This is a genomic window from Caldicellulosiruptor naganoensis, from assembly GCF_026914285.1.
Lineage (GTDB): Bacteria > Bacillota > Thermoanaerobacteria > Caldicellulosiruptorales > Caldicellulosiruptoraceae > Caldicellulosiruptor > Caldicellulosiruptor naganoensis.
Genome location: NZ_CP113864.1, coordinates 2,293,010 through 2,319,511, shown reverse-complemented (window position 1 = coordinate 2,319,511; position 26,502 = coordinate 2,293,010). Strand labels below are relative to the sequence as shown.

Genomic DNA, 26,502 nt, shown 5'->3' with positions numbered 1-26,502 from the left:
GGGGAATAAGCAAAATGAGACCAGGGGAAATAATAGTTAAAAAAGGAGAAGACATTGTTTTAAACGCAAGTAAAGAGATTACTCGGATAAAAGTTAAGAATGTAAGCGAGAAAAATATCCAAGTTGGGTCACATTATCACTTCTTTGAGGTTAATGAAGCATTGGTATTTGACAGAAAAAAAGCAATTGGTAAAAGGCTTAATATACCAGCAGGGACGACTGTACTTTTTAAAGCACAAAGCGAAATAGAGGTCGAATTAGTAGATTATGGCGGGTTAAAAAGAATAGATGGCTTTAGAAGAAAAAACTTTATTGAAGCTCAGTAGGAGGTGGACAGAGCAATGACATATCGTATCAAAAGAGAAGATTATGTCAAGATATATGGACCTACAGTTGGTGATAAAATACGACTTGCAGATACTGATTTAATAATTGAAATTGAAAAAGATTATACAGTCTATGGAGAAGAATGTAAATTTGGTGCTGGAAAAAATATTAGAGATGGAATGAGCCAAAATCAGTTTGCTTGCAATAATAGTGCTTTAGATCTTGTAATAACAAATGTTGTGATAATAGACTGGTGGGGAATTGTAAAAGGAGATATAGGAATTAAAGATGGGAAGATAGTCGGAATTGGAAAAGCGGGGAATCCAAATGTCATGGATGGAGTTACTCCTAATATGGTGATAGGTCCTTCCACTGATGTTATTTCGGGTGAAGGCTTGATTGCTACAGCAGGTGCAATTGATACTCATGTTCATTTCATTTGCCCTCAACAAATAGAGACGGCTCTTTATAAAGGTATAACGACGTTAATAGGTGGTGGAATAGGTCCTACAGAAGGAACTAAAGCTACAACATGTACTCCAGGAGTTTGGAATATATTCAAAATGTTAAAAGCAATAGATAACTTTCCTGTGAATATTGGGCTGACAGGGAAGGGGAACTCCTCATATGAAAAGCCGTTAATTGAACAAGTGAAAGCAGGGGTAGTAGGTTTTAAAATACATGAAGACTGGGGTGCAACACCAACAGTTATAGATACATGTTTGAAAGTAGCTGATGAGTTTGACGTCCAAGTAGCTTTGCACACTGATAGTATGAATGAAGCGGGATTTGTTGAGGATACAATAAAAGCTATTGGTAATAGAGTTTTACATGCATATCATGTTGAAGGTGCAGGTGGTGGCCATGCACCAGACGTTCTGAAAGTTGTACAGTATAAAAATATAATACCTTCATCTACCACTCCTACAATGCCGCATACAATAAATACTTTTCCAGAACATCTTGATATGCTGATATTCTGTCATCATCTTGATAAAAATTTGGAAGAAGATGTTGAATTTGCAAAAGCAAGAATAAGAGAAACAACCATGGCAGCAGAGGACTACTTACATGATATAGGGGCAATAAGCATTATAAATTCTGATTCACAAGCTATGGGAAGAATAGGAGAGGTAATTACTCGAACATGGCAAACAGCTGATAAAATGAAAAAGATATATGGACGTCTACCAGAGGACACCCAAAATGATAATTATCGTGTAAAGAGATATATAAGTAAGTATACGATTAATCCAGCAATTGCTCATGGTATTTCACAATATATTGGTTCTCTTGAACCAGGAAAAATTGCAGATATAGTTTTGTGGAAACCTGCATTCTTCGGAGTAAAGCCAGAGATGATAATAAAAGGAGGATTTATTATAGCATCAAAAATGGGCGATGCTAATGCTTCAATACCAACCCCTCAACCTGTTATTATGAAAAAGATGTTTGGAGCATTTGGAAAAGCTGTTTATGACATTGCTGTTACATTTGTTTCTGGTTATTTCTATGAAAATGAAATAAATAAGAAAATAGGAATAAACAAAAAAGTCTTACCAGTAAAAAATTGTAGAAATATATCAAAGGAAAATATGATATATAATAACCAACTGCCGAAGATAGAAATTGATTATAAGACATTTGAAGTATTTGTCAATGGCAACAAGATTGATGTTCCTCCTGCAGTCTCCTTAAGCATGACACGAAGATATAACCTATTTTAAAAAAATAAACTCGCAGTTTAACTTATATATTTTGCTTACAATTTGGCAACAGCAGGCATCCAAAACACCCCCAAATTGAGAGGATAGATCAGCCTTGCCTCTTGCGCCCCTCTCTTTTGAAAAAGTGAATAATGTGTTTTGTGCCTGCCATTGCCACGTGTTATCAAAAGTTTTGAGAAAACCCAAAAGTTTTGGTGTCTGCTGTTGCCCTTTTTATAGATTTTACCCTTATTTCAAATAAAGATAAAATACAGGGGGAGAGCAAAAAAGTACTTCCTTCACCCTCCACTCAAGCTGGTGAATTTGTACAAATAACCTCCCCCTGGCACGCAAAATTATATCCTCTTTGTACCCTCAAATTAAAGTTTACCATAACAAAATTGACAATTCAATAAAAAACTATGTTGGTGATAGGGAGGTCAAAAAAAGAATGAGACAGATTGCAATCTATGGAAAAGGTGGTATTGGAAAGTCTACAACAACTCAAAACACAGTTGCAGCTTTAGCAACGCTTGGCAAAAAGGTAATGATTGTCGGATGTGACCCGAAAGCTGACTCAACGCGCCTAATTTTGGGAGTCAAATCACAGGTGACGGTTATGGACACTGTCAGAGAGGTTGGTGAGAGCAATGTCAAGCTTGACAAGGTAATGTTCACAGGCTTTGGTGGAGTTAGGTGTGTTGAGTCTGGTGGGCCAGAGCCTGGTGTTGGGTGTGCCGGGCGTGGTGTTATAACAGCAATTAACCTTTTAGAAGAGCTTGGAGCTTTTACTGACGACCTTGACTTTGTGTTCTATGATGTTCTGGGTGACGTTGTTTGTGGTGGATTTGCAATGCCAATCAGAGAAGGAAAGGCAAACGAGATTTACATTGTAGCCTCTGGTGAGATGATGGCACTTTATGCTGCAAACAACATTTGCCGAGGAATCCTCAAGTTTGCGGAGACAAGTGGCGTTCGACTTGGCGGAATTATCTGCAACTCAAGGAGGGTAGAAAACGAAAAGGAGCTTTTAGAAGCGTTTTGCAAGAGGCTTGGCACCCAGCTTATAAAGTTCATACCCCGTGACAACATTGTCCAAAAAGCAGAGATTAACAGAAAAACTGTGATTGAATACGACCCTGAGAGCAATCAGGCAAAAGAGTACTTAGACCTTGCAAAGAGAATAATAGAAAACGATATGTTTGTAATTCCAAAACCAATGCCAATGGATGAGCTTGAAAAGCTAATAGAAGAGTATGGACTGGCAGACTAACATACATCAAGAAAGTAGAAAAGTTCAGGGAGGTATTTTGAGTTATGAAGATGATAAGGGCAATAATAAGGCCGGAGATGCAAGAAAAGGTTGTTCGTGCACTTGACTCAAATGGTTTTGTTTCTATGACAAAGATTGATGTATTTGGTCGAGGCAAACAAAAGGGAATCAGGACAGGGAGTATCCTATATGATGAGCTTCCAAAGACAATGCTGATGATGGTTGTTGAGGATGAGGATTGCCAAAAAGTTGTGGATATCATTCTACAAAATGCGTACACGGGAAACTTTGGAGATGGCAAAATTTTTATAAGCCCTGTTGAAGAGGCGTATACAATCAGAACAGGGGAGAAGAAGCTTTAAACTATTCACAAAACATAAGGTGGTGAATTTCTCAAAATGAAAGAGATAATTGCAATTATCAGAATGAACAAGGTTGGCGTGACAAAAGATGTACTGGCGGCAGCAGGATACCCTGCTGCCACATTCCAAAAAGTGTTGGGGCGTGGCAAACAGCGTGGGCTTGTTGGCGAGGTAAAAGCTATTGAGGTTGACAAGGCAACCGAGATGGTGCTTTCATCATCTGCTATGGAGTTTGTTCCAAAACGCATGATTACAATCATTGTTGATGACAAGGATGTAGAAAGAGTTGTCAACATCATCATGGCGGTAAACCGCACAGGTCAGGTGGGAGATGGAAAGATATTCGTCCTTCCGGTTGACGAAGCAATTAGAATCAGGACAAGGGAAAAAGGCTTTGAGGCTTTGGTATAAAAAATTGTCAAAAAAGGGGGCAGAATAAAAATGCCATTTGTGACTCTTGATTGTGATAAGTGCATTGAAGAAAGAGGAAGGCACACATATATCACTGATAAGAAAAATCCTGTTATACCTGTATGCAACGTCAGAACAGTGCCTGGCGACATGACAGAACGTGGTTGTGCATTTGCAGGGGCAAGAGGTGTTGTTGGAGGACCTGTAAAGGATGTAATTCAAATAGTCCATGGTCCAATTGGCTGTGCTTACTATACATGGTCGTCTCGAAGACATCTTTCAGACAGTGAGTTTCACAGAAAATACTGCTTTTCAACAGATATGCAGGAAAAGGACATAGTCTTTGGAGGGGAAAAGAAGCTTTACAACGCCATCATCGAAGCAAACCAGGAATTTCCTGAAGCAAAAGCAGTGTTCATCTATGCAACATGTCCTACTGCCCTGATTGGCGATGACTTAGAAGCAGTTGCTAAAAAAGCTTCAAAAGCAATTGGAAAACCGGTTATTGCCTTCAACTCACCAGGATTTTGTGGTGTTAGCCAATCCAAAGGACATCACATAGCAAATCACACAATCTTTGAAAAGATTGTTGGGACAAAAGAACTTGAAGACCCAACACCGTATGATGTTAATATCATAGGCGAGTATAACATTGATGGAGATTACTGGGTGCTCGAGAAGCTATTTACCAAGATAGGACTTAGAATTATCACAGCATTTACCGGCAATGCTTCATATGACAATCTTTGCAAGATGCACCATGCAAAACTCAACATTGTGCACTGTCAAAGGTCAGCCACATATATAGCAAGGCTGATGAAGGAAAAGTATGGAACACCGTTTATTCGTGTCACCCTTTTTGGGATAACAGAGACAATCAACTCACTTCGTGAAATTGGCGAGTTTTTCGAAATCCAAAAGAAGGTTGAAGAGGTCATTGAAGAAGAGCTTGAATCAATCATGCCAAGGCTTCAGTTTTACAGAGAAAAGCTACGCGGAAAACGCGCAATGATCTATGTTGGTGCACCGCGTGTTTGGCACTGGATACCGCTTATGCGTGACCTTGGAATAGAAGTTGTGGCATGTGCTACCACATTTGGGCATGAGGATGACTATGAAAAGATAAATGCAAGGGCGGACGATGGTGTGCTTGTCATAGATAATCCAAACGAGCTTGAACTTGAAGAGGTAATCCAAAAATACAAACCTGATATATTCCTCACTGGTCTTAAAGAGAAATACCTTGCGCACAAGCTGGGTGTGCCGTCCCTCAATTCACATTCGTATGAGAATGGGCCGTATGTAGCTTTTGAGGGACTTGTAAACTTTGCAAGAGATCTTTACAAATCATTATACGCACCTGTTTGGAATTTTGTAGGAGAGAGGTGGAGTGCAAAATGGCAACCAAACTGGCTAACCCTTTAATCTCAAAGGCAAACAGGCATGTGACAATAAACCCGCCAAAGATGTGTCAGCCAATTGGTGCAATGTACGCAACCCTTGGTATAGACAAAGCAGTTCCGCTTGTCCAGGGTTCACAAGGTTGCTGTACTTATGTGCGATACCAGTTCAACAGACATTTTAAAGAGCCGGTTAACATTGCAGTGACATCATTTCATGAAGATGCGGCTGTCTTTGGCGGGCGCCGAAATCTCATAGAGGGTATCAGAAACCTTGTTTTGAGATACTCACCAACAGTAATTGGTGTAATCACCACATGTTCGAGCGAGACAATAGGCGATGACATTGAAGCGTTTATCAAAGAGGCGTACAAAAAGCTTTCTGAGGAGCTGAGCAGTGAGGCGGCAAATAGTGTATATATCGTGCCCATTCACACACCAAGCTATGCAGGAACGCATGTAAAAGGGTATGACACAGCAACTATCTCATATGTAAGGTACTTTGCAAAGAAAAAAGAGGAAAATGGCAAAGCATATATAATCCCTGGCATGATAAACCCTGGCGATATTGAGGAGATAAAACACATCTTAGACCTTATGAAGATTGATTATTCGGTGCTATTTGATATCTCAAAAACTCTAAACTCACCCCTTATGCCGCCAAAACCGCTTTACCCTGAAGGTGGCACACCTTATTCAGAGCTTGAAGACAGTGCAAACGGCAAGGTAGTAGTTTCGCTTTGTCCACATGCCGGAGGCTCTGCTGCCAAGTATTTAGAAAGCGAATTTGGTGTAAAGAGCATCTTAGGACCGTTCCCTGTTGGTGTTGCTAATACTGACAAGTTCATTGAAAATCTCTCACAGGCATATGGTACTGAAATACCCTATGAACTAAAAGTTGAAAGAGGGCTTTTATTAGATGCCATGGCAGACACATGCCAGTACACAATGATGAAAAAGGCCGCTGTGTTTGGCGACCCGGACATTGTAATTGGTGTCACAAGATTTTTGTGTGAGCTTGGAATGGATGTCAAGGTAGTTGAAACTGCAACCCCAAGCCCAACATTCACAGATGAGATAAAGGCTATATTTGATGAGTACAACATAGAAGGAGAGATTCTTGTTGACAGCGACCTTTACGAGTTTGAGTACTTGGCAAAAGAGGCAGGGGTTGATGTTGTGCTTGGAAATTCAAAAGTAGTTGAAGTTGCAAAATCAATAAAATGTCCACCTGTTAGAATTGGTTTTCCTGTGTACGACAGAGTAGGGTATTTTAGGTACGGAATTACAGGGTACAAGGGCAGTATATGGCTTTTGGATTTGATTGTCAATACCATCTTGGAGTATTCATATCCGCATGATAAGCTGCATCAGTAAGACTTTTTTACTTTTGTATATGAAAGCGGTGAGGGTTATGAACGCTCAAAATCTTTTGCAACAGAGGAATCAGCATATAACCAAAGATGGAGTTCCTGAGTGTCAAAGACCCACAATCCCAGGGATTATGTCCCAGCGCGCATGTACCTTTTACGGTGCGCGCTGGGTACTTGCCCCTATTAAAAACTCTCTTCATCTTGTTCATGCACCGGCTGACTGTGCATTTTATGGTCAGAATGTAAGAAAGAAAAACTACATGATACTCTCAACAGACCTTGTAGAAAAAGACATTATATTTGGGGCGGCAAGAAAATTGGAAGAGAGCATAGTTGAGGCAGCCAAAATCTTTGATAGCTACGACCTTGTGTTTGTTTACGCAACATGCACAGCTTCGCAAATTGGCGAGGACATTGAATGGTCAATTAAAAGGTTGAAAGACAGGGTTAACAAAATTCTAATCCCAGTTGTTGTTCCTGGATTTTCAGGGTATTCACAAGCAGATGGGCATCACATCGCACAAAGAGCAATTGCAAACTATATACTCAAAAATTTTAAAAAGACAGGTGAAATTGAAAATTCTGTTAATATCATTGGCGAGTACAATGTAGCAGGGGAGAGCCAGGCTATAAAAAGACTTTTAGAAAAAATAGGAATAAATGTAATTTGCACCTACACAGGTAATTGTTGTCTTTCTCAGATGGAAAAAAGCGTAAATGCAAGGCTAAATCTTTTGCTTTGCAGAAGTTCTGGACTATTACTTGCTCAATTTATGAAAGAGAGGTTTTCAATACCGTATATGGAGGTCTCTTTCTACGGAATTGAGAATACTATAACCTCACTTAAAAAGATAGCAAAATTTTTTGGAAAAGAAAAGGCTGCTGAAATTGTTGCAGATGAAGAGTTTTCAAAGATAAAACACAAGATACAGTTTTTCAAAAGCAAATTGCAAGGCAAAAAGGCAATCGTACTTTTAGGGGCATCGCGCATAGGTTTTATGACAAATGCTTTCAAAGAAGCAGGGCTTGAAATCTTGGTTTGTGGTAGCCAGTTTGGATGTTCGAACGACTACGATATAGCACGCTGTATACTTCCTGACAGCATCTTGGTGGATGATTTTAACTGTGCAGAGGTTGAAGAGATAATATTAAGATTTTCGCCCGACCTTTTCATTGGTGGAACAAGAGAGTGGTACCTTTCACATAAGTTTGGCGTGCCGTTTTTGGTTCTGCCTCAAGAGACAAAGCCGTATGCCTGTTTTGAAGGTTTTTTGCATTTGCTTATTGACATATACAAAGAAGTCTTTGCACCTGTTTGGAGGCTGATTTGAGATGGGAAATAGAAACTATGGTCATCCATGTTTTGGAAAAGATGCAGCAAGCAAGATTGGAAGAATACATCTTCCTGTTGCAAAAGCGTGTAATATAAAGTGTAACTATTGTGATAGAAACATCTCATGCATGAACGAAAACCACCCTGGTGCCTGCCTTGAGGTTTTGACACCTGAGCAGGCGTTAGAAAGATACAAAAGGTATGCTTCATCAGACAGCAGGCTAAAGATTGTTGGAATTTCAGGGCCTGGCGACCCACTTTTCAACCCTGAGACTTTTAAAACCTTTGAGCTCATAAAAAGCTATGACAAAGGTGCTATATTTTGTATCAGCACAAACGGGCTTTTGCTTGAAGACAGAACTGAAGATCTTTTGAAAAGCAGTGTAAGGTTTGTAACCGTAACTGTCAACGCAGTAAACTTTGAGGTAGCAAAAGAGATTTATGAGTTTGCCCTGTACGATGAGGTTTTGTACTTTGGCGAGGATGCAGCAAAACTTTTGGTTGAAAAACAGCAAAAGGGTATAGAAAAGGCGTGCAAAGCAGGGCTTGTTGTGAAGGTAAACACTGTCTTGATTCCTGACATCAACCAGGACCACATAGAAGAGATTGCAAAGGTGGTAAAAGCACTTGGAGTCAGTATTATGAACATCGTGCCATTGCGACCATATGCCAAGTTTTCTCATCTGAAAAGGCCGTCTTGCGATACAGTAAATAACATCAGAAAAAGGTGTGAGAGTATCATTGACCAGATTAGCCACTGCAACCAGTGCAGGTCTGATGCAATTGGCATGCTTATGATTTGAAAAAATTTTTGGTGGTGGGATAAAAGATGAAAAGAAAAAGAGTTGCAATTGCCACCAGTGATGGAAAGCTTGTGAACAGACACTTTGGTAACAGCGAGAATTTTTTGATTGTTGATTTGTTTGACGATGGCAGCTGCGATCTAATTTGTGTTAGAGAGTTTAAAGACCAAGGAATTGAGAGTTGCAGCAGCCAGGAGAGGATGGAAAAAAGAGTTGAGATGCTAAGAGACTGTGATGTGATAATAGCAAACAAAGTTGGACTTTGTGCCTTGGAAAAGCTTTCTGACAAGATTGTTTTAGAAAGACATGGGCTTGTGAAAGATGCTATCAAAGAGGTTTTGGATCTTTTTATGACTTAAAAAATGACCGTTTCTTCAGGAAGAAAAGGAGAGATATAGAATGAAAATTAGGTCAAAGTGGATAAAATTATTTGTAATCTCAATTTTTGTGATAGCTGTACTTGTGGCAGCTTTGTTTTGTACCTATTCTCGATTTGCTTTTTCAAAGACTACCAAAGCTCAAAGCTCTAAAAATGATAAACTTGTCCTTTTTGTACCAAATACTTTAGAAGCGGTTATAGAAAAAATAGCTGACCAGTTTGAAAAAGAGAAAAATTGCAAGATTGAAATGAATGTTGCAGGCACTCATGTACTTGTGACGCAGCTCAAAAGTGGTGCTTCTTGTGATATATTCTTTTCAGCAGACAAAAGATACATTGATGAAATAAAAGGAAAGAGGTATATAAATAGTTACTTGACATTTGCTAAAGCTACTCTTGCTATTGTCAGCTCATCGAAAAAGGTGAAAAGCTTTGAGGATATATCTAAAAAGGGTGTAAAGCTTTGCATAGCAGACCCTGTTTCACCAATTGGTATGTGGACACAACAGTTTCTAAACAAAGTAAAAAGCAAAGACCCTGCCCTGTACAAAAAGATTTTGCAAAATGTCATCTCACAAGAGTTTCAGATTACTGATGTTATCCAAAAAGTTAAGGCAATGCAGGCTGACGCAGGTGTTGTTTATTTCACAGATGCCATAAATTCAAAACTGGGTATTGTTTCTATTCCTGATGAGTACAATGTTCAGGCTTATCATTATGTTGGGGTAATCAAAACATCTGAGAAAAATAGGCTTGCAAAGGAGTTTATAAAGTTTTTAAGTTCAAAAAAAGTCAAAGCTATTTTAAAGTCAGCAGGATATGAATAGCAAAGAAAACCGATCAAGTTTCTTTTGTGAAAGCGTGTGAGCTTATTATGAAAAAGGTATTTATTCTTTCAGTTCCGTTTTTAATATTTTTGCTTTTACCTTTTTTAAATTTACTTTTTGTTGTACCATACTCAAAACTTTTTAATATGATGACAAAAAAAGAGACCATCACAGCCTTTGGGCTTTCTTTTTTTACAGCCAGCATCTGCTGTATTTTGGCATTTTTAATAGGCACACCTTTTGCATACCTCCTTGCCAGCACAAAAAGAAGAATCGCTTTTCTTGAGCTGATAATAGACCTTCCAAACGTCTTGCCACCGATCTTGATGGGAGTGCTCTTGCTTCTTTTGTATGGCAAAGTCGGATTTGTAGGGAGAATACTTGACAAAGCTTCTCTTCAGATACCTTTTACCACCTTTGCAGTAATACTTGCTCAGCTTTTTGTTAGTATTGGATACTATTTGAAAGTAGCATACTCTTCGTTTTTGGCCATAGACAAACAGCTAAAAGAAGAAAGCTTCATTTTAGGGCTTGATGAGCTTGGAATTTTGTGGCGTGTGTACTTGCCAGTTGCGAGAAAGGGGCTTGTGATAGGTATACTTGGCACGTTTTCAAGGGCGCTTGGCGAGTTTGGCGCAACAGTTGTCTTTGCTGGGAATGTCTTTGGAAAAACTCAAACAATCTCACTTTATTTGTACAAACTATATGTGCAAAATCAAGATGAAACTTATTCTGTGAGTTTTGTGATGATAATAATTTCATATTTAATTCTTTACTTAACAAAAAAACTTTTGAACAACGTTGGCTATTGAAAAACTTGACTATAAATCTGTTAGGATGTGAGAAAAATGGTAGATACAGTAAAAAAGAGTTTTCAAGATTTTGAAAAAGGCGCTCCTAATTACTTTAAAGAAATATTTCCATATGAGAGTATACCAAGAGTTATATTTGATAGTATTTCTGTTCCCCTCAATATACCGTCAAAGCTATACGTAACAGACAGCACGTTCAGAGAAGGTCAGCAGGCTATTTCGTATATAGGAAAAGAAAATGTAGCAAAGATTTTCGAATATCTTCACTACATTGACAATGGCACTGGAACTATAAAATACTCCGAATTTTTTCTTTATACAAACTATCACAGACAGTGTGTTCAGGAATGCTTGAAAAAAAGATTCAAATTTCCAAATGTAGTTGGGTGGGTGAGAAGTAAAAAAGAGGAACTAAAACTTGCAAAAGAGTTTGGACTTGATGAGGTAGGGATTTTAATGTCATGCTCAGACTATCACATCTACAAAAAGTTTCAAAAAACAAGGTCAGAAATTGCCGCCCACTACATCGATGTTATACAAGAAGCCTTTTCACTTGGCATCACTCCAAGAGTTCATCTTGAAGACATCACAAGATCAGATATTGAAAATTTTGTCATTCCACTCATTTTGGCAATTGAAGAGATGGCAAAAAAGTGTGACAAAAAGGTGTATTTTAAACTGTGCGACACTTTAGGGTTTGGTGTGCCATATGAATATGCAAGCTTGCCACGAAGCGTTCCTAAAATTATTTACACAATTTCAAAGAGCACCAATATACCACCAGAGAGGCTTGAGTGGCATGGTCACAACGATTTTTATAAAGCTCAAAGTAATGCAGTCTGTGCGTGGCTATACGGAGCTTCAATGGTAAACTGCTCTATAAGAGGGATAGGTGAGAGGACTGGCATTGCAGCTTTAGAGGTTGCAATCTTGGACCTTGTCCAGATAAAAGCTGAAAATGCACCAAACTTAAATTTTGAGGCTTTAGATGAGCTTTTGGAGTTTACCTCAAGGTTTGAGGTTATGAAGTAAGCTTCATTATCTTATCCAAAGTTGAATGTTGCCATCAAATAGTGGCAATAATAAAATTTATATGATATAATGAAAATGCAAAAAGTGTTTTTAAAGTTGCACGAAAGAGGGCGATTGAGATTGAAAAGCTAAAAGAAGAGGTTATCAAAAGTTATCTACTCAAAATTAAAAAACTAATAGTAGCAGGGAAATGGGGTTTTGTCAAAAGAGAGAAAAACATAAAATTCTTGAAAGAATGGGGTTTGCTAATAGACGATGTAAAGGACATATTGTTGGACCTTCAGCCAGGAGATTATGTCAAAGGACCAGAGCAAGACCATCTTGATGGTAAAGAAGGTGACATTTGGATTTTCAAAAACAGCAGATACCTGGATGTTTGTATATACATAAAACTAAGGTACAATCCACCAGAAGAAGTGGTGTGCATTTCTTTTCATGAGGATGAATCTCAAGAAAAGGGGGTGAAAAAGAATGATGAATAGGGCATATTGTCCGGAGTGTAAAAAGCATGTTGAAATTAAAGTTGAAAAAAATCTAGTTAAAGAATATAAAGGTGTGCAAGTCAATGTTGAAGAACATGTTCCGCATTGCAGTGAGTGCGATACTGAGTTGTTTGTGCCAGACATCGAAAACGAAAATCTAAAAAGGCTCTATCAACGCTATAGAGAGTTGACAGGCTTGATTACCCCTGAAGAAATCCAGAAGATAAGAGAAAAATATGGACTTTCTCAAAGAGAGCTGGGGCAGATACTTGGCTGGGGCAAGATGACAATAAACAGGTATGAAAGAGGAGCTTTACCTTCTAAATCACATAGTGATATTCTTAAACTGATTTTAACATCTGAAGGGTTTTTCAAAGAAAAAGTGGAAGAAGCACTTAAATCTGGGAGAATAACTGAAAGAACATATCAAAAAACAATGGAGAAAATCAGAGACTCTCTTGCTGATTTGAAGAAAAAAATTATCTCTGCAGAGCTTGAACATCCAGAAGATATCTACAATGGATTCAGAAGGTTTGACTTTGAAAAGCTGGAGAATTTGATAAGCTACATTACTGAAAAAGTTGAAAATCTATATTTGAGCAGTCTTAATAAGTTTTTATGGTATATTGATTTTATGCACTTTAAACGTTGTTTACGTTCAATAACTGGCTTAAGATACATCAAATATGCTTATGGGCCAGTGATTGAAAAATTCGCATACAAAGAAATAGCAGCATACCCAAGTGATAAATACACTGTTGAGGAGTATGAGACTCCTGATGGGGCAATCCAAACAAAGATTAAAAGCAAAGGCAACTACGACCTATCAGTATTTACCTCAGAAGAATTGCAGACCATTAATATGGTCATTGATGCGTTGAAAGATAAAACGTGCAGCGCTATTTCAGAGCTGTCTCACAAAGAAGTTGGATGGCAGCAAACTCCGTTGCGTGAACTAATCTCATATGAGTACGCAAAGACAGTGAGTTTAGACAGTCAAGCACTACAGAAATAACATAGATTCCTGTTTCTAATATTCTTATTGACAAGACTTGTTTGTTTTATTAAAATATTCTCAACACATATTATTAAGATATGTACAAAAGGGCAAAGGTGGCCTTTTGGTGAGGTTTTCTTTTGCCCTTTTTTGATACTGCAAAATATATGTTAGGACGGGAGGATGGTTTTTCGTGAGAAAGTTTATGCTCCAAAAAGCTCTAATCATTGCATCTGCCTTCATTTTAATCTTAGGTTTATTTGCCTTTGCTTTTGCTTCAAGCTCAAAAACAGTAAGGCTTGGAGTTAATTTTGAGTTGTCTGGTGCTGTTGCACAGTACGGACAGAGGACTTTAGAAGGACTTAAGATGGCAGTTGAAGAGATTAATAAAAAGGGTGGAGTTTTAGGAAAGAAAATAGAGCTTGTTGTGTTTGATAACAAATCTGACAAGACAGAAGCGCTAAATATTGCAACAAGGCTTGCAACAAAAGAGAAAGTTTTGGCAATGTTAAGCCCTGTGACATCAGGTGCAACAAAATCTGCTTCAATTGCCGCAACAAGATACAGAGTGCCGCTTGTGTCAGCTACTGCTACAGATGATTCGGTTACAATTGATGAAAGAACTGGCAAGACAAAGGCGTATGTATTCAGAATCTGCTTTAATGACTCGTTCCAAGGAAGTGTTATGGCAAACTTTGCACTCAAGACGTTAAAGGTAAAAACAGCAGCAATTCTTTACAATGCAGCGTCTGATTACAGCAAAGGTCTTTACAAGAACTTTAAAGAGGCATTTACAAAAGGTGGCGGTAAAGTTGTAGCAGAAGAAGCGTTCCAGCAGGGTGAACAGAATTTTAATGGGATATTGACAAAGATAAGGGACAAAAAGCCAGATGTTATCTTTACACCTGTTTACTATGACGATGCAGGACTTATAATCAAGCAGGCAAGAGAACTTGGAATGTGGATGCCAATTCTTGGTACAGACGGGTTTGATGATCCAAAAGTTATTGAAAAGGCAGGAAAAAAATATGCAACAAATATCTTTTTCTCAACCCACTACTCATCACAGGATACAGACAAGAGGGTACAAGAGTTTGTAAAGAAGTACAAGCAAAAATACAAGATAGAACCAAATGCCCTCTCAGCTCTTGGGTATGACGTAGGATATTTTATGGCAGATGCAATAAAACGTGCAGGTACCACAGCTGACAGAGAAAAACTGAGAAGAGCCCTTGAGAATACTAAAAACTTTGTTGGCTTAACAGGCATTATTTCAATTGACTCAAAACACAATGCTAAGAAGTCTGCAGTGATAATTGAAATTAAAAACGGCGTGTACAGATTTAAACAGAAGTTAAATCCGTAAGATATATGTGTAAAACTATTTATTAAAGCCCCTCCTGTATAGAGACATTCCAGAAAATCAAGGGAGGGGCTTTTAGTTTTGAAATATAGTTCTGTAATTGCTTATTCAAACAAAAACCAATAGATTTTTTGAACATTTTGTCAAAACCTTTCGATTGTATTGTACACATAGGTAAATTGAGGTATAATCAAAAGTAATAAAGCATTTTTTAGAAAAAGGGTGGGAGCGTTTGTGAAAAGAGAGAAAGGAAAAACGGAGAAAAAGCAAAATCTTAAATTTAAAAGATTAAGATTGTTTGCTAAAGGTGGACGACTTGCAAAAAAATTTGCTCTTTTAATTTTTGCTATTTTAGTTATCCCGATTTTGGTTATTGACATAATTTCAATTTCTACAGCTGTAAATTCGGTGTTAAATGAAAGCAAAAAGTCGTACCTTGCAGCGACTAATTCAACTGCAAGCTATTTCCAGCTTGCATTTAAAACGGCACAGGACAATGGCATGCAACTTATGTCAAACGAACTTATTCAAAGACTTTATTCTGAGTCAAAGCAATCTACATTGGATGAGTTTCAAAAAATGACGCTGATATCAGATGCTAATAAGGTAGTCCAAGATTTGTTGGTAGCTAATGATATGTTTGCGGGTATTTATATAATAGTGGACAAGGAGAACTCTCTATATTATCCATCATTACCATTTGAAATCAACTACGAAAAATTGAAGAAAACACCATGGTATAAAAAGATAATGGAGGCTGGAGGACCAATTTTAATAGAGTCTCATACTGAAGAGTTTGATAGCGTTGCAAAGGCAAATAATGCTAATATGCCTGAGTATGCATTTTCAGTAGGCATGCCGTTTAAAGATATTGCAATAAATCACACTTTGGGAGTTATGCTTCTTGATATTAGCAAAAAATGGATGAGCGATGTTCTTCAAGACACACAAATTAGCCAAAATGGTGGATATATGCTGGCATTATGTTCTTCAGGCAACGTAATATTGCCAACTGAATGGGAAAATACAATGAAACTCACACCAGATAGAAACACTCAGTTTGTCAAGAAAATATTGCAATCACAAGCAGCAGGAAAAACAAATGGTGCTTTTCACACTGAATTTGCCGGCAAGCAATTTTTGATTACATACTCACAGGTTCCTGATACAAACTGGACTATTGTTGGAATGATTCCTGTTTCACAACTTGTAGAAGCGGCAAGAAGGCTTGAGCTTATTATAGTTGTGTTGACAATTTTATTCACATTAATCGCGCTTGTGATAGGTATTTACTATGCTTTGAGGATTGTCAGGGACTTAGAAAGGGTTACAAAGACCTTTGCTGTTGCTGAAAAAGGAGACTTGACTGTTACTTTGGATATCAAAAGAGATGACGAGATAGGCCTTCTTTCCCATAGCTTTAACAACATGACAAAGAACATAAAGGACTTGATTGAAAAAGGTGTAAATCTTAGCAAAGAGGTTAGTTCTGCAATCTCAACTCTTACCACAATTGCTTCCGAGACAGCTGCTGCATCAAACGAGGTTGCAAAAGCAATTCAAGAAATTGCAGAAGGTGCGGCAAATCAGGCAAAAGAAGCAACAAGCGTTGTTGAGGCAGTTTCTAAGTTTGGCGAGAAAATTGACACGATTGTTTCATCTGCAATACAAATGAGTACCCTTTCAACGAACGTTTCACAGCTTTCAAACAAGGGAACAGAGGTTGTCAATACCTTGAACAACGTTACTCACGAGACTGTTCACATTACAGATACAATGATTCAAACAATCAATCAGCTTGCAGAGTATTCAAGGTCAATTGGGAAGATTATTCAGGTTTTAAGTGGAATTTCTGAACAGACCAAACTTTTGGCTTTGAATGCCTCAATAGAGGCAGCAAAAGCAGGAGAAGCTGGACGTGGTTTTGCAGTTGTTGCAAGCGAGATTAGAAAACTTGCTGACCAGTCAAAAGAGTCAACAAGGGAAGTTGAGGATATGATAAAGAAGATTGTAGCTCAGACAAAAGCTGCACAAGAGGTTGCGGATAAAGTAGAAAATGTCATTGATCAACAAAACAGTGCTGTGGAGGATGTTGCTTCTGCATTTTCTAACATAAAAAGCGCAATGGATGAGCTTATAAAAGGAATTGAGAATATTACTGAGTCAATTTCTGCAATTGATAAAGAAAAAGATACTATTATTCACAGTATAGAAAATATCTCTGCTATTTCAGAGGAGACAGCAGCATCTTCACAAGAGGTTTCTGCATCGACACAGGAACAGCTTGCAGCAATAGAAGAACTTCGAGCCATGACAGAGCAGCTAAACAAACTTTCTCAAGATTTACAGGCAGCTATGCAGATATTCAAGGTTTAAAAAAAGCTTTTTAGGCTTTTGCAAAATTATTTCACCAATTTTACAGTTTGGTTACAAATGCTAAAGCCCTATTGACTTATTAAAATGCTGTTGTTAAAATTTTAGCTGTAAGTGATGAGGCTACAAAAAAGCAAGAGCCTCATCACCAAAAAATCATACAAGGAGGTTTGGTGAGTAGTTATGAAAAAATTCAAAAGACTTATCGCTATCGTAACAGTATTGCTTTTTGCCCTCTCAATAATTGCGCCTGCGTTTGCACAGGACGAAGCTACAACAGAAGAGACAGGTTCTGTGTATGACCAGGCAGCAAAAATTCTCCAGGAAAAGGGCATTTTAAAAGGTAATGAGCAAGGCGACCTGATGCTTGACAAGGAACTTACAAGAGCAGAGATCTTGGCAATGATTATCAGAGCAACAGGTCAAGAAGATGTTGTTAACGACTATGTTTATGCTGAACCGTCATTCACAGATGTTACACAGGACCACTGGGCATTTGCATATGTTGAGGCAGGTAAAGACCTCGGCATTGTAAATGGCTACCCAGATGGAACATTCAAGCCAGACAGAAAAGTTAAATTTGAAGAGCTCTGCAAGATGCTTGTTGCTGCAAAAGGTGAAAGCCCAGCTCCAGGAAAATGGCCTCTCAACTATGTAAGAAAAGCTCTTGAACTTGGTTTCTTCAATGGAATTGAAGATGAAGTTGGAATTGGTGACGTTGTAATCAGAGGTCAAGCAGCAGTAGCATTTGCAAATGCATTCTTCCCACCAGAGAAGACAGTAGTTGTTAAGGATGTTAAGGCAGTTGCAAATGACACAATAGAGGTTTATGTTGATGCATACCTTAACAATGAGCCTGCGACACTTGAAGAAGGAGATGTAATTCCTCTTGACTTTGAGATTAAGGATGCAAAAGATGAGACAAAGACAGTTGCTGTAACATTAATAGACACTCAGGCGTCTGACTTTGGAGCAGGAAAGCTTGTATTAAAGACAGAAGCTCAGACAGAAGGTGCTACTTACAAACTTTACTTCAAAGGTAATGATACAGGCAAGACATTTGTAGCAGTGCCAGTACAGCTTCAAGTTGCAAAAGTTGAAGTACCAAACTTGAAGCAAGTTGTTGTAACGTTCAATAGAGATGTAAAAGATGTTTATGCTGTTGATACAAATAACTATGAAATAAAGGTTGGAGATGCAACAAAGTCAATTGGTGCAGTGCGACTGAGCGAAGATAAGAAGAAGGTTACACTGATTTTGAAAGACGATTTAGCAAACCAGGACAAAGTTAAAGTTACACTCAAAACAGGTTTAGGTCTGAAAGAGGCATATACAACAGAAATTGGCCCTGTACAAGATGGAACAGCTCCGGCTATAGTAAAGGTTACAGCTGAGAACCCGCAGAAGCTTAGAGTTGAGTTTAGTGAACCAGTTAAAAACTATGCAAATCCTGCAAACTATACATTGAACGGAATGTACATCGTAAAAGAGGTTAAGGGATTCAATGAAGACAGTTCTATAGACCCGAACGTAATTATTTTGAATCTTTACATTCCTTTGAATATTGGTAATAACACATTGAGTGTTACAGGTGTTACAGACATAGCTGGGTTGCTTGTAGTAAATCCATCGATGAGCTTCAGTGTTGCAGAAGACAAGTCACCTATTGAATTGAAGAATGTCACAGCAACTCTTAGCCAGGTTAAACTTGAATTTAGCAAAGCTATACAGAGCATTGTAAGTGTGTCGCTGTCAAATGGTACTATAGCTGGCACATCAATAGATGGTAACGTTGTAACAATAAGTTCTGGCGATGAGTTGGCAACTTGTATACCAGTATCTGGTGTTAAGGTTACAATAGAAGTTAAGGATTATGCTGGACAGACAGCAAAATTTGAAAAATACGTTGTTCCAACAATTGACACAGAAAGACCAACTGTTAAATCAGTTTCAGTTCCAGATCCTTTTACAGTTAAGGTAACATTTAGCGAAGATGTTCGTGTTCCTAATGTTTCTGACAACAAGATTATTGTGAAAGACAAAGATGGTAACCAGAAAGTTATAAGTAATATTACCTGGGATACAGACAGCAGTGGTAATCAAATTAAGAATACATTGAAAGTTGTATTGGCTTCGGCTCTGCCAGCAGGTATTGTAACAGTTCAAGTAAGTGGCGTTGAAGACCTCACACCACTTAAAAATGCAAGCTTGCCACAGACAGTTACGGCTACATTATCTGATACAACTGTACCGCAGGTAGTTGCTCCAATAGTATACAATGATGCTTCAGGAGATACAACAGAACTTTATATAACATTTGATAAGACATTGAATGCAGCAAGTGCTAATACAGCTACAAATTATAAGTATCTGGATAGCACCTATGCACTAAAAGATTTCAACAGTGCAACTGCGACCTTGTTGGCAAATGGTAAGACAGTAAAACTAGTAATTAAAGATACTGATTTTGCTAATATGACATATCTGCAGATAATAGGTGTCGCAGATACAAATGGCAATAAGGCAACAGTTGCGATTGCAAAAAGTGCTACTAACTTTGTAGATTCCAATTCAGCAGTTGTTACAATTGACTCAACAAATGGAATTCAGGCTGTTTCAACAACACAGTTGAAAGTATTCTTGACTGGCAATATCAATGAATATACACTTTACACAGGTGATTTTGAAGTCAAAGCAGGGACAAATACAATAGGAGTTCTTTATGCGACATGGGATGCAGGTAGCAAAGCTGTTGTTTTGAACCTTGCAACTGCAATTGGTGCTGATGCGAGGAAAGATGGAAATGCTGTGACTGTAACTATCAAGGCTAATTCAATTACAAAAGACCTGCTTGGAAGATCAATTAATAATGGCAGTGCAGTAGGACCAATGACTGCAAGTGATAAGATTGCACCAACTATCACTGCAGTTGAAGCCGTATACGATGCGACATATAGTGTTACAACTGTTACAGTTAAATTCAGTGAACAGACTGTTGTAAATGCAACATATGTTCTTGACCAGTTCAAGGTATATATTGGTGGAGCAATAACAAATCCTGATGCAGGCATTGCTGTTAACTCCGACAATATAGTATTCAAGTTCAGTGGTGACAAGAGATACAGCGCAATTAAGGTAGACTATGTACCGGCTTATGAAGCCGAAAGAAGAGTAAAAGATATGGCTAATCCGGGTAATGAACTTGCACAAACAAGTGTGAGTGGAACATGGAAATAATAATAAAGCTAAAATAAAAGAGGGTGAGATTGATTCTCACCCTCTTTTATTTTGTTTATCATTCATCAAGATTTAAGGAACCAAAAGCGGGTCGCCAATACAAATATAAGTATCACCTAAGTCATTAGCAATTGTTCTTTCAAATTGTAGTGTTAAGGCATTTATTCCTTCAACATTTATTTCTGCTAACGTTGGCTTTCTGTTCAATTCAAGCTTATACTCGCCTAAAAGCCTGTCATCGCCCAAAATTCTGACTACACCTTTTGAACCGTTGGTAGAACAATCTGCTATGCCAAGCCAGCAGCTAAATTTCTTATATTTTCCCTCAATCTTGTACGTAAGGCTAAACTGGGCCCCGTTTGTCCAGTGCTTCCACCAGATATTTTTGAAGAACTTTTGATAATTGACAGTTATATTTTCGTCGTTAAAGCCAAAGGAGGAGAACATACCTAAATGTGTTGGTTTAAGATCAGTAAGCCACGTTCCTTCTTTTTTCTTAAAAGATGATAATATTTTAACCTTCTTTTCTTGAACATCGAATACATAGTCTTTATTAGTAATGCATAAAAAAGTAGTAATAATTGAATCAAAGTGGACATATCTTCGTCCTTTATAGCTGATAAATGGAAGTTTTTCTGAAATAGTCACATCATCTTTAACAAGATCATATTCATATTCCTTAGGCAAGCTTGCAACTTTTTGGTTTAACAATTTTACTTGATTTTGAAGTGAAGAAATTTGCTTTTTAAGGTTTGCGTTTTCAGTCTTTAAACTATTGTACTGTTTCAACAGTTTTTCATAAAGCTGCTTATAGTCTGGCTTGGCTGCTGCAAGACCAGCAGCTGTCCAAAGTAGAAGAACTGACAAAAAGAAAAGAAATCGCCTCTTCATAGAAAATCATCACCTCTCTAATTGGTATTTATAGAGAACTTACTATAATAAATATACTTGAGTTCCAAAAAAATCTCAATATAAATGAGAATTTTTTATTGTACTACAAAAAAACAAAATTTATTTGCAAATATTTATATCTTAGCATTAGCAAATAGTGTTGAGAGAGCTTGTTTTCAAAAAAGTTTTCATGTGATAATTAGCTGACAATTCATAGAAAATAATAAGCATAATAGAAATGCTTTTTTATTTTCCCGCATTTCACAATTTTAACATTTCATTAAAATTTGTTTATAAAAATTTAAAAATTTATTCACAAACTACTGCTAACATATTTAAAGAGGAAAATTTTCACAGAAAGAGGCGCAAATAAAAAAATGAGAATGCTAATAAGCCTAAAAGCTTATATGTCCCATATGTTAATATTGACTTTTATAATTGCAGTGTTGATCTTACCATGGAATATATCATATGCCCAATCGAACAGTGCTCAAAATTCCCAGCCAATTTAATTGGCGTTGCAAAAAGTATCTCTGGCAGTAAAATCACAATCTACATCGCAAAGATCTCTTCTCAAAGCAATGACAGAGGATTTGGAAGAGGTAGAATTGAGCTGACAAGCAAAACACAGACAATTACTGTTTCAAACAAAACATCAATCGTAACAAGAGCATTTCAAAATGGTCAGATAACAGAGAAGAAGCTATCCACAAAGGACTTAAAGGCAAACAACATCCTGCACATCTGGTATGCAGATAGCAAAAAGAAAACCATCTCAAAAATTCTTGTACAGGGCACATACGACCCATATCAGACGCCGGAGTTAATTGGTATTATAAAAAAAGTTGAGTCAAGCAGAATAACCATCACAGTTGCAACAATACAAAGACCACAGCCAAGGCAAAACACATAAAACAGTCAACCTCAGCAAAGAATGGCTTTTCAAGTACCGCAAGGTGGATTTGGCAGAGTCATGATGAATCTAAAGCTATCAAGCCAGACAAAGACAATAGCAATTTCAAAGTCGACAGTGATTGTTACAAGAACATTTCAAAATGGTCAGATGACAGAAAAGAAGCTGACTGTCAAGGATTTGAAAGCAAACAACATAGTGTACATCTGGTATTCTGACAGTAAAAAAACAACTGCAAAAAGGATTATGGTGATTGGAACATACAGCCAGAGCAGTTCAAAGTAAAAAAGCAGAAAAGTGTGAAAGGAAGGGTGTGCATATGGCAGAGAAAGTAAAACCGCTAAAAACTCCAAAGTTTAAGTTCAGTTTAAAAAGCAAAGCTTTAAAGAGGGTCATAATATCCATAGTAATTATCGCAATTTTAGCAGGAGCAGGGTTTGGAATATACAGGTTTGTCCAGGGAAGAAAAAATCAAAATCAAACTGTTCAGCAGAGGACTGCAAGAGTGACGCGTGGCGATATAACCGTTAGTGTCACCGGTTCAGGCCCGATTGAGTCTGCCCAGAGCGTTGATCTCACATCAACTGTGAGCTCAACCATCACAAATGTATTTTTCAAAGACGGGGATTCTGTCAAAAAAGGGGATGTAATATTTGAGCTTGAAAGCCAGGATGCAAAGGACAAGATTGATTCAATTAAGAGTCAGATTGACGATGTGAACTCCTCAATTGCAGATGTTCAGGAGAGCATCAAAAACCTTGTTGTCACCGCACCCATTTCAGGGTATGTTAAAAAAATCTGAATGCTCAAGAAGGAGACAGGGTTTCAAAAGGTTCAACCGTTTTGACAATAATTGATACATCAAAGCTGAAAGTTACATTACCATTTTCAGCAGCGCTTTTCGGCAAGGTCAAGATAGGTGCGCCAGCAGTTGTTTACATTCCTGACATTTCCCAGTCAACCCAGGGCACAGTAAGCTATCTTGGGAACACAACTTACACAAATGACTGCGGTGGCAAAGTTTTTGATGTTGAGATCACAATCTCAAACCCCGGCGCTCTGCAGGAAGGTATGAAGGCAAGTGCTGAGATAAAGGTAGGAGCTGAAGTATATCTTAGCACGCAGGATGCAACCTTGGAGTGTGTAGACAAGGAAAATGTCAAGGCAAAGGTTGATGGTGAGGTTGAAGAGATTTTAGCAAGAAACAACCAGTTTGTTGAAAAAGGAGCTGTGCTTTTAAAACTTTCAAACGATGACCTGTCAAAACAGCTCAAGAATTACCAGACACAGCTTAAAAACTTGCAGGACCAGCTAAAGGATGCAGAAGATAACTTGGAAAACTACTACATTAAAGCTCCGTTTGACGGTGTTGTGACCAATATAAACTTCAAGAAAGGCGATAACATAAAAGCGGGAGAGGTACTTGCAACTGTATTTGATAACAAAAATTTAGTATTTAGGGTTGACATAGATGAGCTTGATATTGCTAAAATAAAAGTAGGGCAAAAAGTAAATATAACAGTTGATGCGCTATCAGAGACACAGACAAACCCGCTGACAGGGAAAGTATCCAAAATTCCGCTTGAGGGAACAACCCAGAACGGCGTCACAACATATTCTGTTACGATCTCAATTGACAATCCCAAGAACCTCAAGATTGGCATGAACGCAAATGCTGAGATAATAGTAAACCAGAAACAAGATATTTTGATGGTGCCGCTTGAAACTGTCCAGAAATTCGGCAACAGGTACTTTGTGTTTGTAAAAAGCTCAAGTCAAAATAGCTCTCAGCAAGAGCAAACTGGCGGATTTTTCCCGCGGGGAGGTTTTGGAAATAACCAGCAGACTCAGAGTTCGAACCAGAATTCTGAAAATTCTACAAGAAGATGGCAGCAGCAAAGAGGTAGCAGCACAGAAAACGCACAACAAACAGGAAATAGCCAATCAAGAGGTTCATGGTCGCAAAATAGTCAAGGTACAGGTACATCGTCGCAGCTGCGAACAAGAAGGATGGCAAGTTTACTTAACAACAGTTACTACAAAGGCGCAGTTTTGCGACCTGTTGAGGTTGGTATAAACAATGACTCATACATTGAAATTGTAAGTGGCCTTAGCGAAGGAGATATAGTTGTTCTGCCACCACTTTCAACAGGCTCAACAAGCACCCAGACGCAAACTCAGCAGGGATTTAACATAATGGGCGGGTTTGGCGGACCAGGTGGTGGAATGCCAGGCGAGTTCAGACAGTTCAGACAAAACCGAGGTGGCACCGGCACAAGGAATCAGTCATCTGGGTCTCAGGGAAGTAACACAAACAGGTAATAAAAAAAGAAGGTGAAAGCTTGCTATGATTGAACTTTATGATATTTACAAAATCTACAAGATGGGCGAGAATGAGGTATATGCTTTAAACGGTGTTAGCTTGAAAATCAAGCCTCACGAGTTTGTGGCTATAGTTGGACCTTCCGGATCAGGAAAATCAACTCTTATGAACATCATAGGCTGTCTTGACACACCAACATCTGGCACGTACATACTGGATGGTCATGAAGTAAGCAAGCTCAACGACAACCAGCTTGCAGAGATTCGAAACAGCAAGATAGGCTTTGTGTTTCAAAACTTTAACTTGATACCACAGCTCACAGCTCTTGAAAATGTTGAACTACCTTTAATCTACAAAGGGACTCCAGCATCAACACGTCACAAGCTTGCAAAAGAAGCCTTAGCAAGGGTTGGCTTGGAACATAGAATGCATCACAGACCAAGAGAGCTATCTGGCGGTCAGCAGCAGAGAGTTGCAATTGCAAGGGCGCTTGTTACAAACCCAGCAATAATTCTTGCTGATGAGCCAACAGGAAACTTGGACTCAAAGTCAGGTGCTGAAATAATGCAAATATTTAAGGAACTTCATGCACAGGGTAGTACAATTGTTTTAATTACACACGACAACAACTTAGCAGCTCAGGCAAGAAGAATTGTGCGGATTCAGGATGGTCAAATAATTGAGGACAAGGAGGTGAGCTGACAGGTGGCGCAGTTTGCTTTGGCTTTCAAGATGGCAATAAAGAGCATTCTTTCAAATAAGCTAAGGTCTTTTCTTACTATGCTTGGTGTCATCATTGGTATCTAGGCGGTGATTGCGGCTGTTGGGCTTGCCCAGGGAAGCACCAAAAGCATAACAGACAGGCTTCAAAGGCTTGGGACAAATCTAATACAGATAAATATTACAGGAAGAAACAGCAACAGAAACGTCACATATGAAGAACTTCAGCAGTTTGCCGATCAGCATGCAGATGATATAGAAGCAATTGCACCAACTGTATCGAGCTCTGTTACATTAAAGTATGGAACAACTACATATGACACTACCCTGATTGGTACAACAGCAGACTACTCCACTGTTCGCGATGTCAATGTTACAGCTGGTAGGTTTATCCTTCCAATTGATGTAGACTATCGCAAGAAAGTTGCTATTGTTGGTACCACAATTGTAAATGAACTGTTCAGTGGGCAGAATCCTATTGGAAAGAAGATGAAGATTAACGGCCAGATATTTACGGTTGTTGGAGTACTTGAACAGAGGGCAAATTCGCAGCAGCAGTCAGACGACGACGTAGTAATAGTTCCTGTAACAGTTGCACAAAGGCTTACACGAAACGCAATCATTCGAAATTTTGCAATAAAAATTACAGATGGTAACAGAAGCGAGGCTGTAATGAACTATCTCAACGACTTTCTCATGAAGATTTACAACGACTCTACAGCTTTTAGAGTTTTCAACACAGCCCAGCTACTTGACACCTTAAACAGTGTAACCCAGACACTCACGCTCATGCTTGCCGGGATTGCTGCAATTTCGCTCATTGTCGGTGGAATTGGCATCATGAATATCATGCTTGTGTCTGTTACAGAAAGAACAAGAGAAATAGGAATTAGAAAAGCAATCGGCGCAAAGAGAAGAAATATACTCGTTCAGTTTTTGATAGAAGCATCTGTTGTGACAGGGCTTGGTGGAATAATCGGGATTATTTTGGGTTATGTAACAATCAATTTGATGTCAAAGCTAAATGTTGCAACAGCAATATTTTCGATACCGTGGGCAATACTGGCGTTTACAATCTCACTTGCAATAGGCATTGTGTTTGGACTGTTCCCAGCATCAAAAGCGTCGCGTCTAAACCCAATAGAGGCGCTAAGATACGAATAAA

The 26,502-nt window shown here is 38.3% G+C and carries 23 protein-coding genes and 1 pseudogene; 23 read left to right on the top strand and 1 reads right to left on the bottom strand.

The window, feature by feature from the left end; all coding sequences use genetic code 11:
• The first annotated feature begins 14 nt into the window (after nucleotides 1–14).
• From ureB to OTJ99_RS11490, 18 genes are all read left to right on the top strand, one after another.
• The gene (gene ureB / locus OTJ99_RS11575) at nucleotides 15–326 is read left to right on the top strand and encodes an urease subunit beta (RefSeq protein WP_045166131.1); all 312 of its coding nucleotides are present in this window, start codon (nucleotides 15–17) and stop codon (nucleotides 324–326) included.
• A gap of 15 nt (nucleotides 327–341) precedes the next feature.
• The gene (gene ureC, locus OTJ99_RS11570) at nucleotides 342–2,054 is read left to right on the top strand and encodes an urease subunit alpha (protein ID WP_045166132.1); all 1,713 of its coding nucleotides are present in this window, start codon (nucleotides 342–344) and stop codon (nucleotides 2,052–2,054) included.
• A 430-nt stretch (nucleotides 2,055–2,484) separates the two neighbouring features.
• Entirely contained in the window at nucleotides 2,485–3,306 is an 822-nt protein-coding gene (gene nifH, locus OTJ99_RS11565; RefSeq protein WP_013433018.1) for a nitrogenase iron protein, read from the top strand.
• A gap of 44 nt (nucleotides 3,307–3,350) precedes the next feature.
• A complete protein-coding gene (locus OTJ99_RS11560) occupies nucleotides 3,351–3,668 on the top strand; it encodes a P-II family nitrogen regulator (protein WP_011917963.1) in 318 nt (105 codons plus the stop codon).
• 36 nt (nucleotides 3,669–3,704) lie between these two features.
• Nucleotides 3,705–4,079, top strand: coding sequence for a P-II family nitrogen regulator (locus OTJ99_RS11555; protein WP_045166134.1), 375 nt, complete (start codon nucleotides 3,705–3,707; stop codon nucleotides 4,077–4,079).
• 30 nt (nucleotides 4,080–4,109) lie between these two features.
• Complete coding sequence (locus OTJ99_RS11550) at nucleotides 4,110–5,504, top strand: nitrogenase component I subunit alpha (RefSeq protein ID WP_045166135.1); 1,395 nt, start codon at nucleotides 4,110–4,112, stop codon at nucleotides 5,502–5,504.
• Nucleotides 5,477–6,856 (top strand): nitrogenase component 1, encoded by a 1,380-nt coding sequence (locus OTJ99_RS11545; RefSeq protein ID WP_045166136.1) that lies wholly within the window; start codon nucleotides 5,477–5,479, stop codon nucleotides 6,854–6,856. Before OTJ99_RS11550 ends, OTJ99_RS11545 begins: the two co-directional genes overlap by 28 nt.
• Nucleotides 6,857–6,893: 37 nt before the next feature.
• Complete coding sequence (locus OTJ99_RS11540; RefSeq protein ID WP_045166401.1) at nucleotides 6,894–8,183, top strand: nitrogenase component 1; 1,290 nt, start codon at nucleotides 6,894–6,896, stop codon at nucleotides 8,181–8,183.
• Between the two features lies 1 nt (nucleotide 8,184).
• Entirely contained in the window at nucleotides 8,185–8,988 is an 804-nt protein-coding gene (locus tag OTJ99_RS11535; RefSeq protein ID WP_045166137.1) for a radical SAM protein, read from the top strand.
• 26 nt (nucleotides 8,989–9,014) lie between these two features.
• The gene (locus tag OTJ99_RS11530; RefSeq protein ID WP_045166138.1) at nucleotides 9,015–9,347 is read left to right on the top strand and encodes a NifB/NifX family molybdenum-iron cluster-binding protein; all 333 of its coding nucleotides are present in this window, start codon (nucleotides 9,015–9,017) and stop codon (nucleotides 9,345–9,347) included.
• A 40-nt stretch (nucleotides 9,348–9,387) separates the two neighbouring features.
• Nucleotides 9,388–10,194 (top strand): molybdate ABC transporter substrate-binding protein, encoded by an 807-nt coding sequence (gene modA / locus OTJ99_RS11525; protein ID WP_045166139.1) that lies wholly within the window; start codon nucleotides 9,388–9,390, stop codon nucleotides 10,192–10,194.
• Between the two features lie 47 nt (nucleotides 10,195–10,241).
• On the top strand, nucleotides 10,242–11,006 hold the full coding sequence (locus tag OTJ99_RS11520; RefSeq protein ID WP_045166140.1) for a molybdate ABC transporter permease subunit: 765 nt from the start codon (nucleotides 10,242–10,244) through the stop codon (nucleotides 11,004–11,006).
• A gap of 36 nt (nucleotides 11,007–11,042) precedes the next feature.
• Nucleotides 11,043–12,038, top strand: a complete 996-nt coding sequence (locus OTJ99_RS11515; RefSeq protein WP_045166141.1) for a beta/alpha barrel domain-containing protein — start codon at nucleotides 11,043–11,045, stop codon at nucleotides 12,036–12,038.
• 113 nt (nucleotides 12,039–12,151) lie between these two features.
• Complete coding sequence (locus tag OTJ99_RS11510) at nucleotides 12,152–12,520, top strand: type II toxin-antitoxin system MqsR family toxin (protein WP_307735281.1); 369 nt, start codon at nucleotides 12,152–12,154, stop codon at nucleotides 12,518–12,520.
• The gene (locus OTJ99_RS11505) at nucleotides 12,510–13,535 is read left to right on the top strand and encodes a type II TA system antitoxin MqsA family protein (RefSeq protein WP_235374922.1); all 1,026 of its coding nucleotides are present in this window, start codon (nucleotides 12,510–12,512) and stop codon (nucleotides 13,533–13,535) included. Before OTJ99_RS11510 ends, OTJ99_RS11505 begins: the two co-directional genes overlap by 11 nt.
• Nucleotides 13,536–13,722: 187 nt before the next feature.
• The gene (locus OTJ99_RS11500; protein WP_045166404.1) at nucleotides 13,723–14,883 is read left to right on the top strand and encodes an ABC transporter substrate-binding protein; all 1,161 of its coding nucleotides are present in this window, start codon (nucleotides 13,723–13,725) and stop codon (nucleotides 14,881–14,883) included.
• Between the two features lie 231 nt (nucleotides 14,884–15,114).
• Nucleotides 15,115–17,256 (top strand): methyl-accepting chemotaxis protein, encoded by a 2,142-nt coding sequence (locus OTJ99_RS11495; RefSeq protein ID WP_045166142.1) that lies wholly within the window; start codon nucleotides 15,115–15,117, stop codon nucleotides 17,254–17,256.
• 180 nt (nucleotides 17,257–17,436) lie between these two features.
• Nucleotides 17,437–20,490: an S-layer homology domain-containing protein gene (locus OTJ99_RS11490; RefSeq protein WP_045166143.1), complete on the top strand. Its 3,054-nt coding sequence runs from the start codon at nucleotides 17,437–17,439 to the stop codon at nucleotides 20,488–20,490.
• Between the two features lie 72 nt (nucleotides 20,491–20,562).
• Here OTJ99_RS11490 and OTJ99_RS11485 read toward each other — a convergent pair whose 3' ends face one another.
• Complete coding sequence (locus tag OTJ99_RS11485; protein WP_045166144.1) at nucleotides 20,563–21,381, bottom strand: NPCBM/NEW2 domain-containing protein; 819 nt, start codon at nucleotides 21,379–21,381, stop codon at nucleotides 20,563–20,565.
• A 377-nt stretch (nucleotides 21,382–21,758) separates the two neighbouring features.
• Between OTJ99_RS11485 and OTJ99_RS11480 the strand changes: the two are divergent.
• The 5 genes and pseudogenes from OTJ99_RS11480 (at nucleotide 21,759) to OTJ99_RS11460 (ending at nucleotide 26,501) form a co-directional block, all read left to right on the top strand.
• Nucleotides 21,759–22,579, top strand: a pseudogene (locus tag OTJ99_RS11480) (hypothetical protein).
• A gap of 34 nt (nucleotides 22,580–22,613) precedes the next feature.
• On the top strand, nucleotides 22,614–23,096 hold the full coding sequence (locus OTJ99_RS12905) for an efflux RND transporter periplasmic adaptor subunit (RefSeq protein WP_235374924.1): 483 nt from the start codon (nucleotides 22,614–22,616) through the stop codon (nucleotides 23,094–23,096).
• 41 nt (nucleotides 23,097–23,137) lie between these two features.
• A complete protein-coding gene (locus tag OTJ99_RS11470; protein WP_235374925.1) occupies nucleotides 23,138–24,616 on the top strand; it encodes an HlyD family efflux transporter periplasmic adaptor subunit in 1,479 nt (492 codons plus the stop codon).
• A 25-nt stretch (nucleotides 24,617–24,641) separates the two neighbouring features.
• Entirely contained in the window at nucleotides 24,642–25,319 is a 678-nt protein-coding gene (locus tag OTJ99_RS11465) for an ABC transporter ATP-binding protein (protein WP_045166145.1), read from the top strand.
• 108 nt (nucleotides 25,320–25,427) lie between these two features.
• Nucleotides 25,428–26,501 (top strand): ABC transporter permease, encoded by a 1,074-nt coding sequence (locus tag OTJ99_RS11460; RefSeq protein ID WP_235374926.1) that lies wholly within the window; start codon nucleotides 25,428–25,430, stop codon nucleotides 26,499–26,501.
• Nucleotide 26,502: the final 1 nt, after the last annotated feature.

Coding starts and splice junctions, on each gene's coding strand:
- OTJ99_RS11520 (WP_045166140.1), top strand. CDS start 10,242: ATGAAAAAGGTATTTATTCTTTCAGTTCCGTTTTTAATATTTTTGCTT.
- OTJ99_RS11550 (WP_045166135.1), top strand. CDS start 4,110: ATGCCATTTGTGACTCTTGATTGTGATAAGTGCATTGAAGAAAGAGGA.
- ureC (WP_045166132.1), top strand. CDS start 342: ATGACATATCGTATCAAAAGAGAAGATTATGTCAAGATATATGGACCT.
- modA (WP_045166139.1), top strand. CDS start 9,388: ATGAAAATTAGGTCAAAGTGGATAAAATTATTTGTAATCTCAATTTTT.
- OTJ99_RS11490 (WP_045166143.1), top strand. CDS start 17,437: ATGAAAAAATTCAAAAGACTTATCGCTATCGTAACAGTATTGCTTTTT.
- OTJ99_RS11535 (WP_045166137.1), top strand. CDS start 8,185: ATGGGAAATAGAAACTATGGTCATCCATGTTTTGGAAAAGATGCAGCA.
- OTJ99_RS11555 (WP_045166134.1), top strand. CDS start 3,705: ATGAAAGAGATAATTGCAATTATCAGAATGAACAAGGTTGGCGTGACA.
- OTJ99_RS11545 (WP_045166136.1), top strand. CDS start 5,477: ATGGCAACCAAACTGGCTAACCCTTTAATCTCAAAGGCAAACAGGCAT.
- OTJ99_RS12905 (WP_235374924.1), top strand. CDS start 22,614: ATGGCAGAGAAAGTAAAACCGCTAAAAACTCCAAAGTTTAAGTTCAGT.
- OTJ99_RS11560 (WP_011917963.1), top strand. CDS start 3,351: ATGAAGATGATAAGGGCAATAATAAGGCCGGAGATGCAAGAAAAGGTT.
- OTJ99_RS11530 (WP_045166138.1), top strand. CDS start 9,015: ATGAAAAGAAAAAGAGTTGCAATTGCCACCAGTGATGGAAAGCTTGTG.
- OTJ99_RS11540 (WP_045166401.1), top strand. CDS start 6,894: ATGAACGCTCAAAATCTTTTGCAACAGAGGAATCAGCATATAACCAAA.
- OTJ99_RS11465 (WP_045166145.1), top strand. CDS start 24,642: ATGATTGAACTTTATGATATTTACAAAATCTACAAGATGGGCGAGAAT.
- OTJ99_RS11485 (WP_045166144.1), bottom strand. CDS start 21,381: ATGAAGAGGCGATTTCTTTTCTTTTTGTCAGTTCTTCTACTTTGGACA.
- ureB (WP_045166131.1), top strand. CDS start 15: ATGAGACCAGGGGAAATAATAGTTAAAAAAGGAGAAGACATTGTTTTA.
- nifH (WP_013433018.1), top strand. CDS start 2,485: ATGAGACAGATTGCAATCTATGGAAAAGGTGGTATTGGAAAGTCTACA.
- OTJ99_RS11500 (WP_045166404.1), top strand. CDS start 13,723: ATGCTCCAAAAAGCTCTAATCATTGCATCTGCCTTCATTTTAATCTTA.
- OTJ99_RS11515 (WP_045166141.1), top strand. CDS start 11,043: ATGGTAGATACAGTAAAAAAGAGTTTTCAAGATTTTGAAAAAGGCGCT.
- OTJ99_RS11505 (WP_235374922.1), top strand. CDS start 12,510: ATGATGAATAGGGCATATTGTCCGGAGTGTAAAAAGCATGTTGAAATT.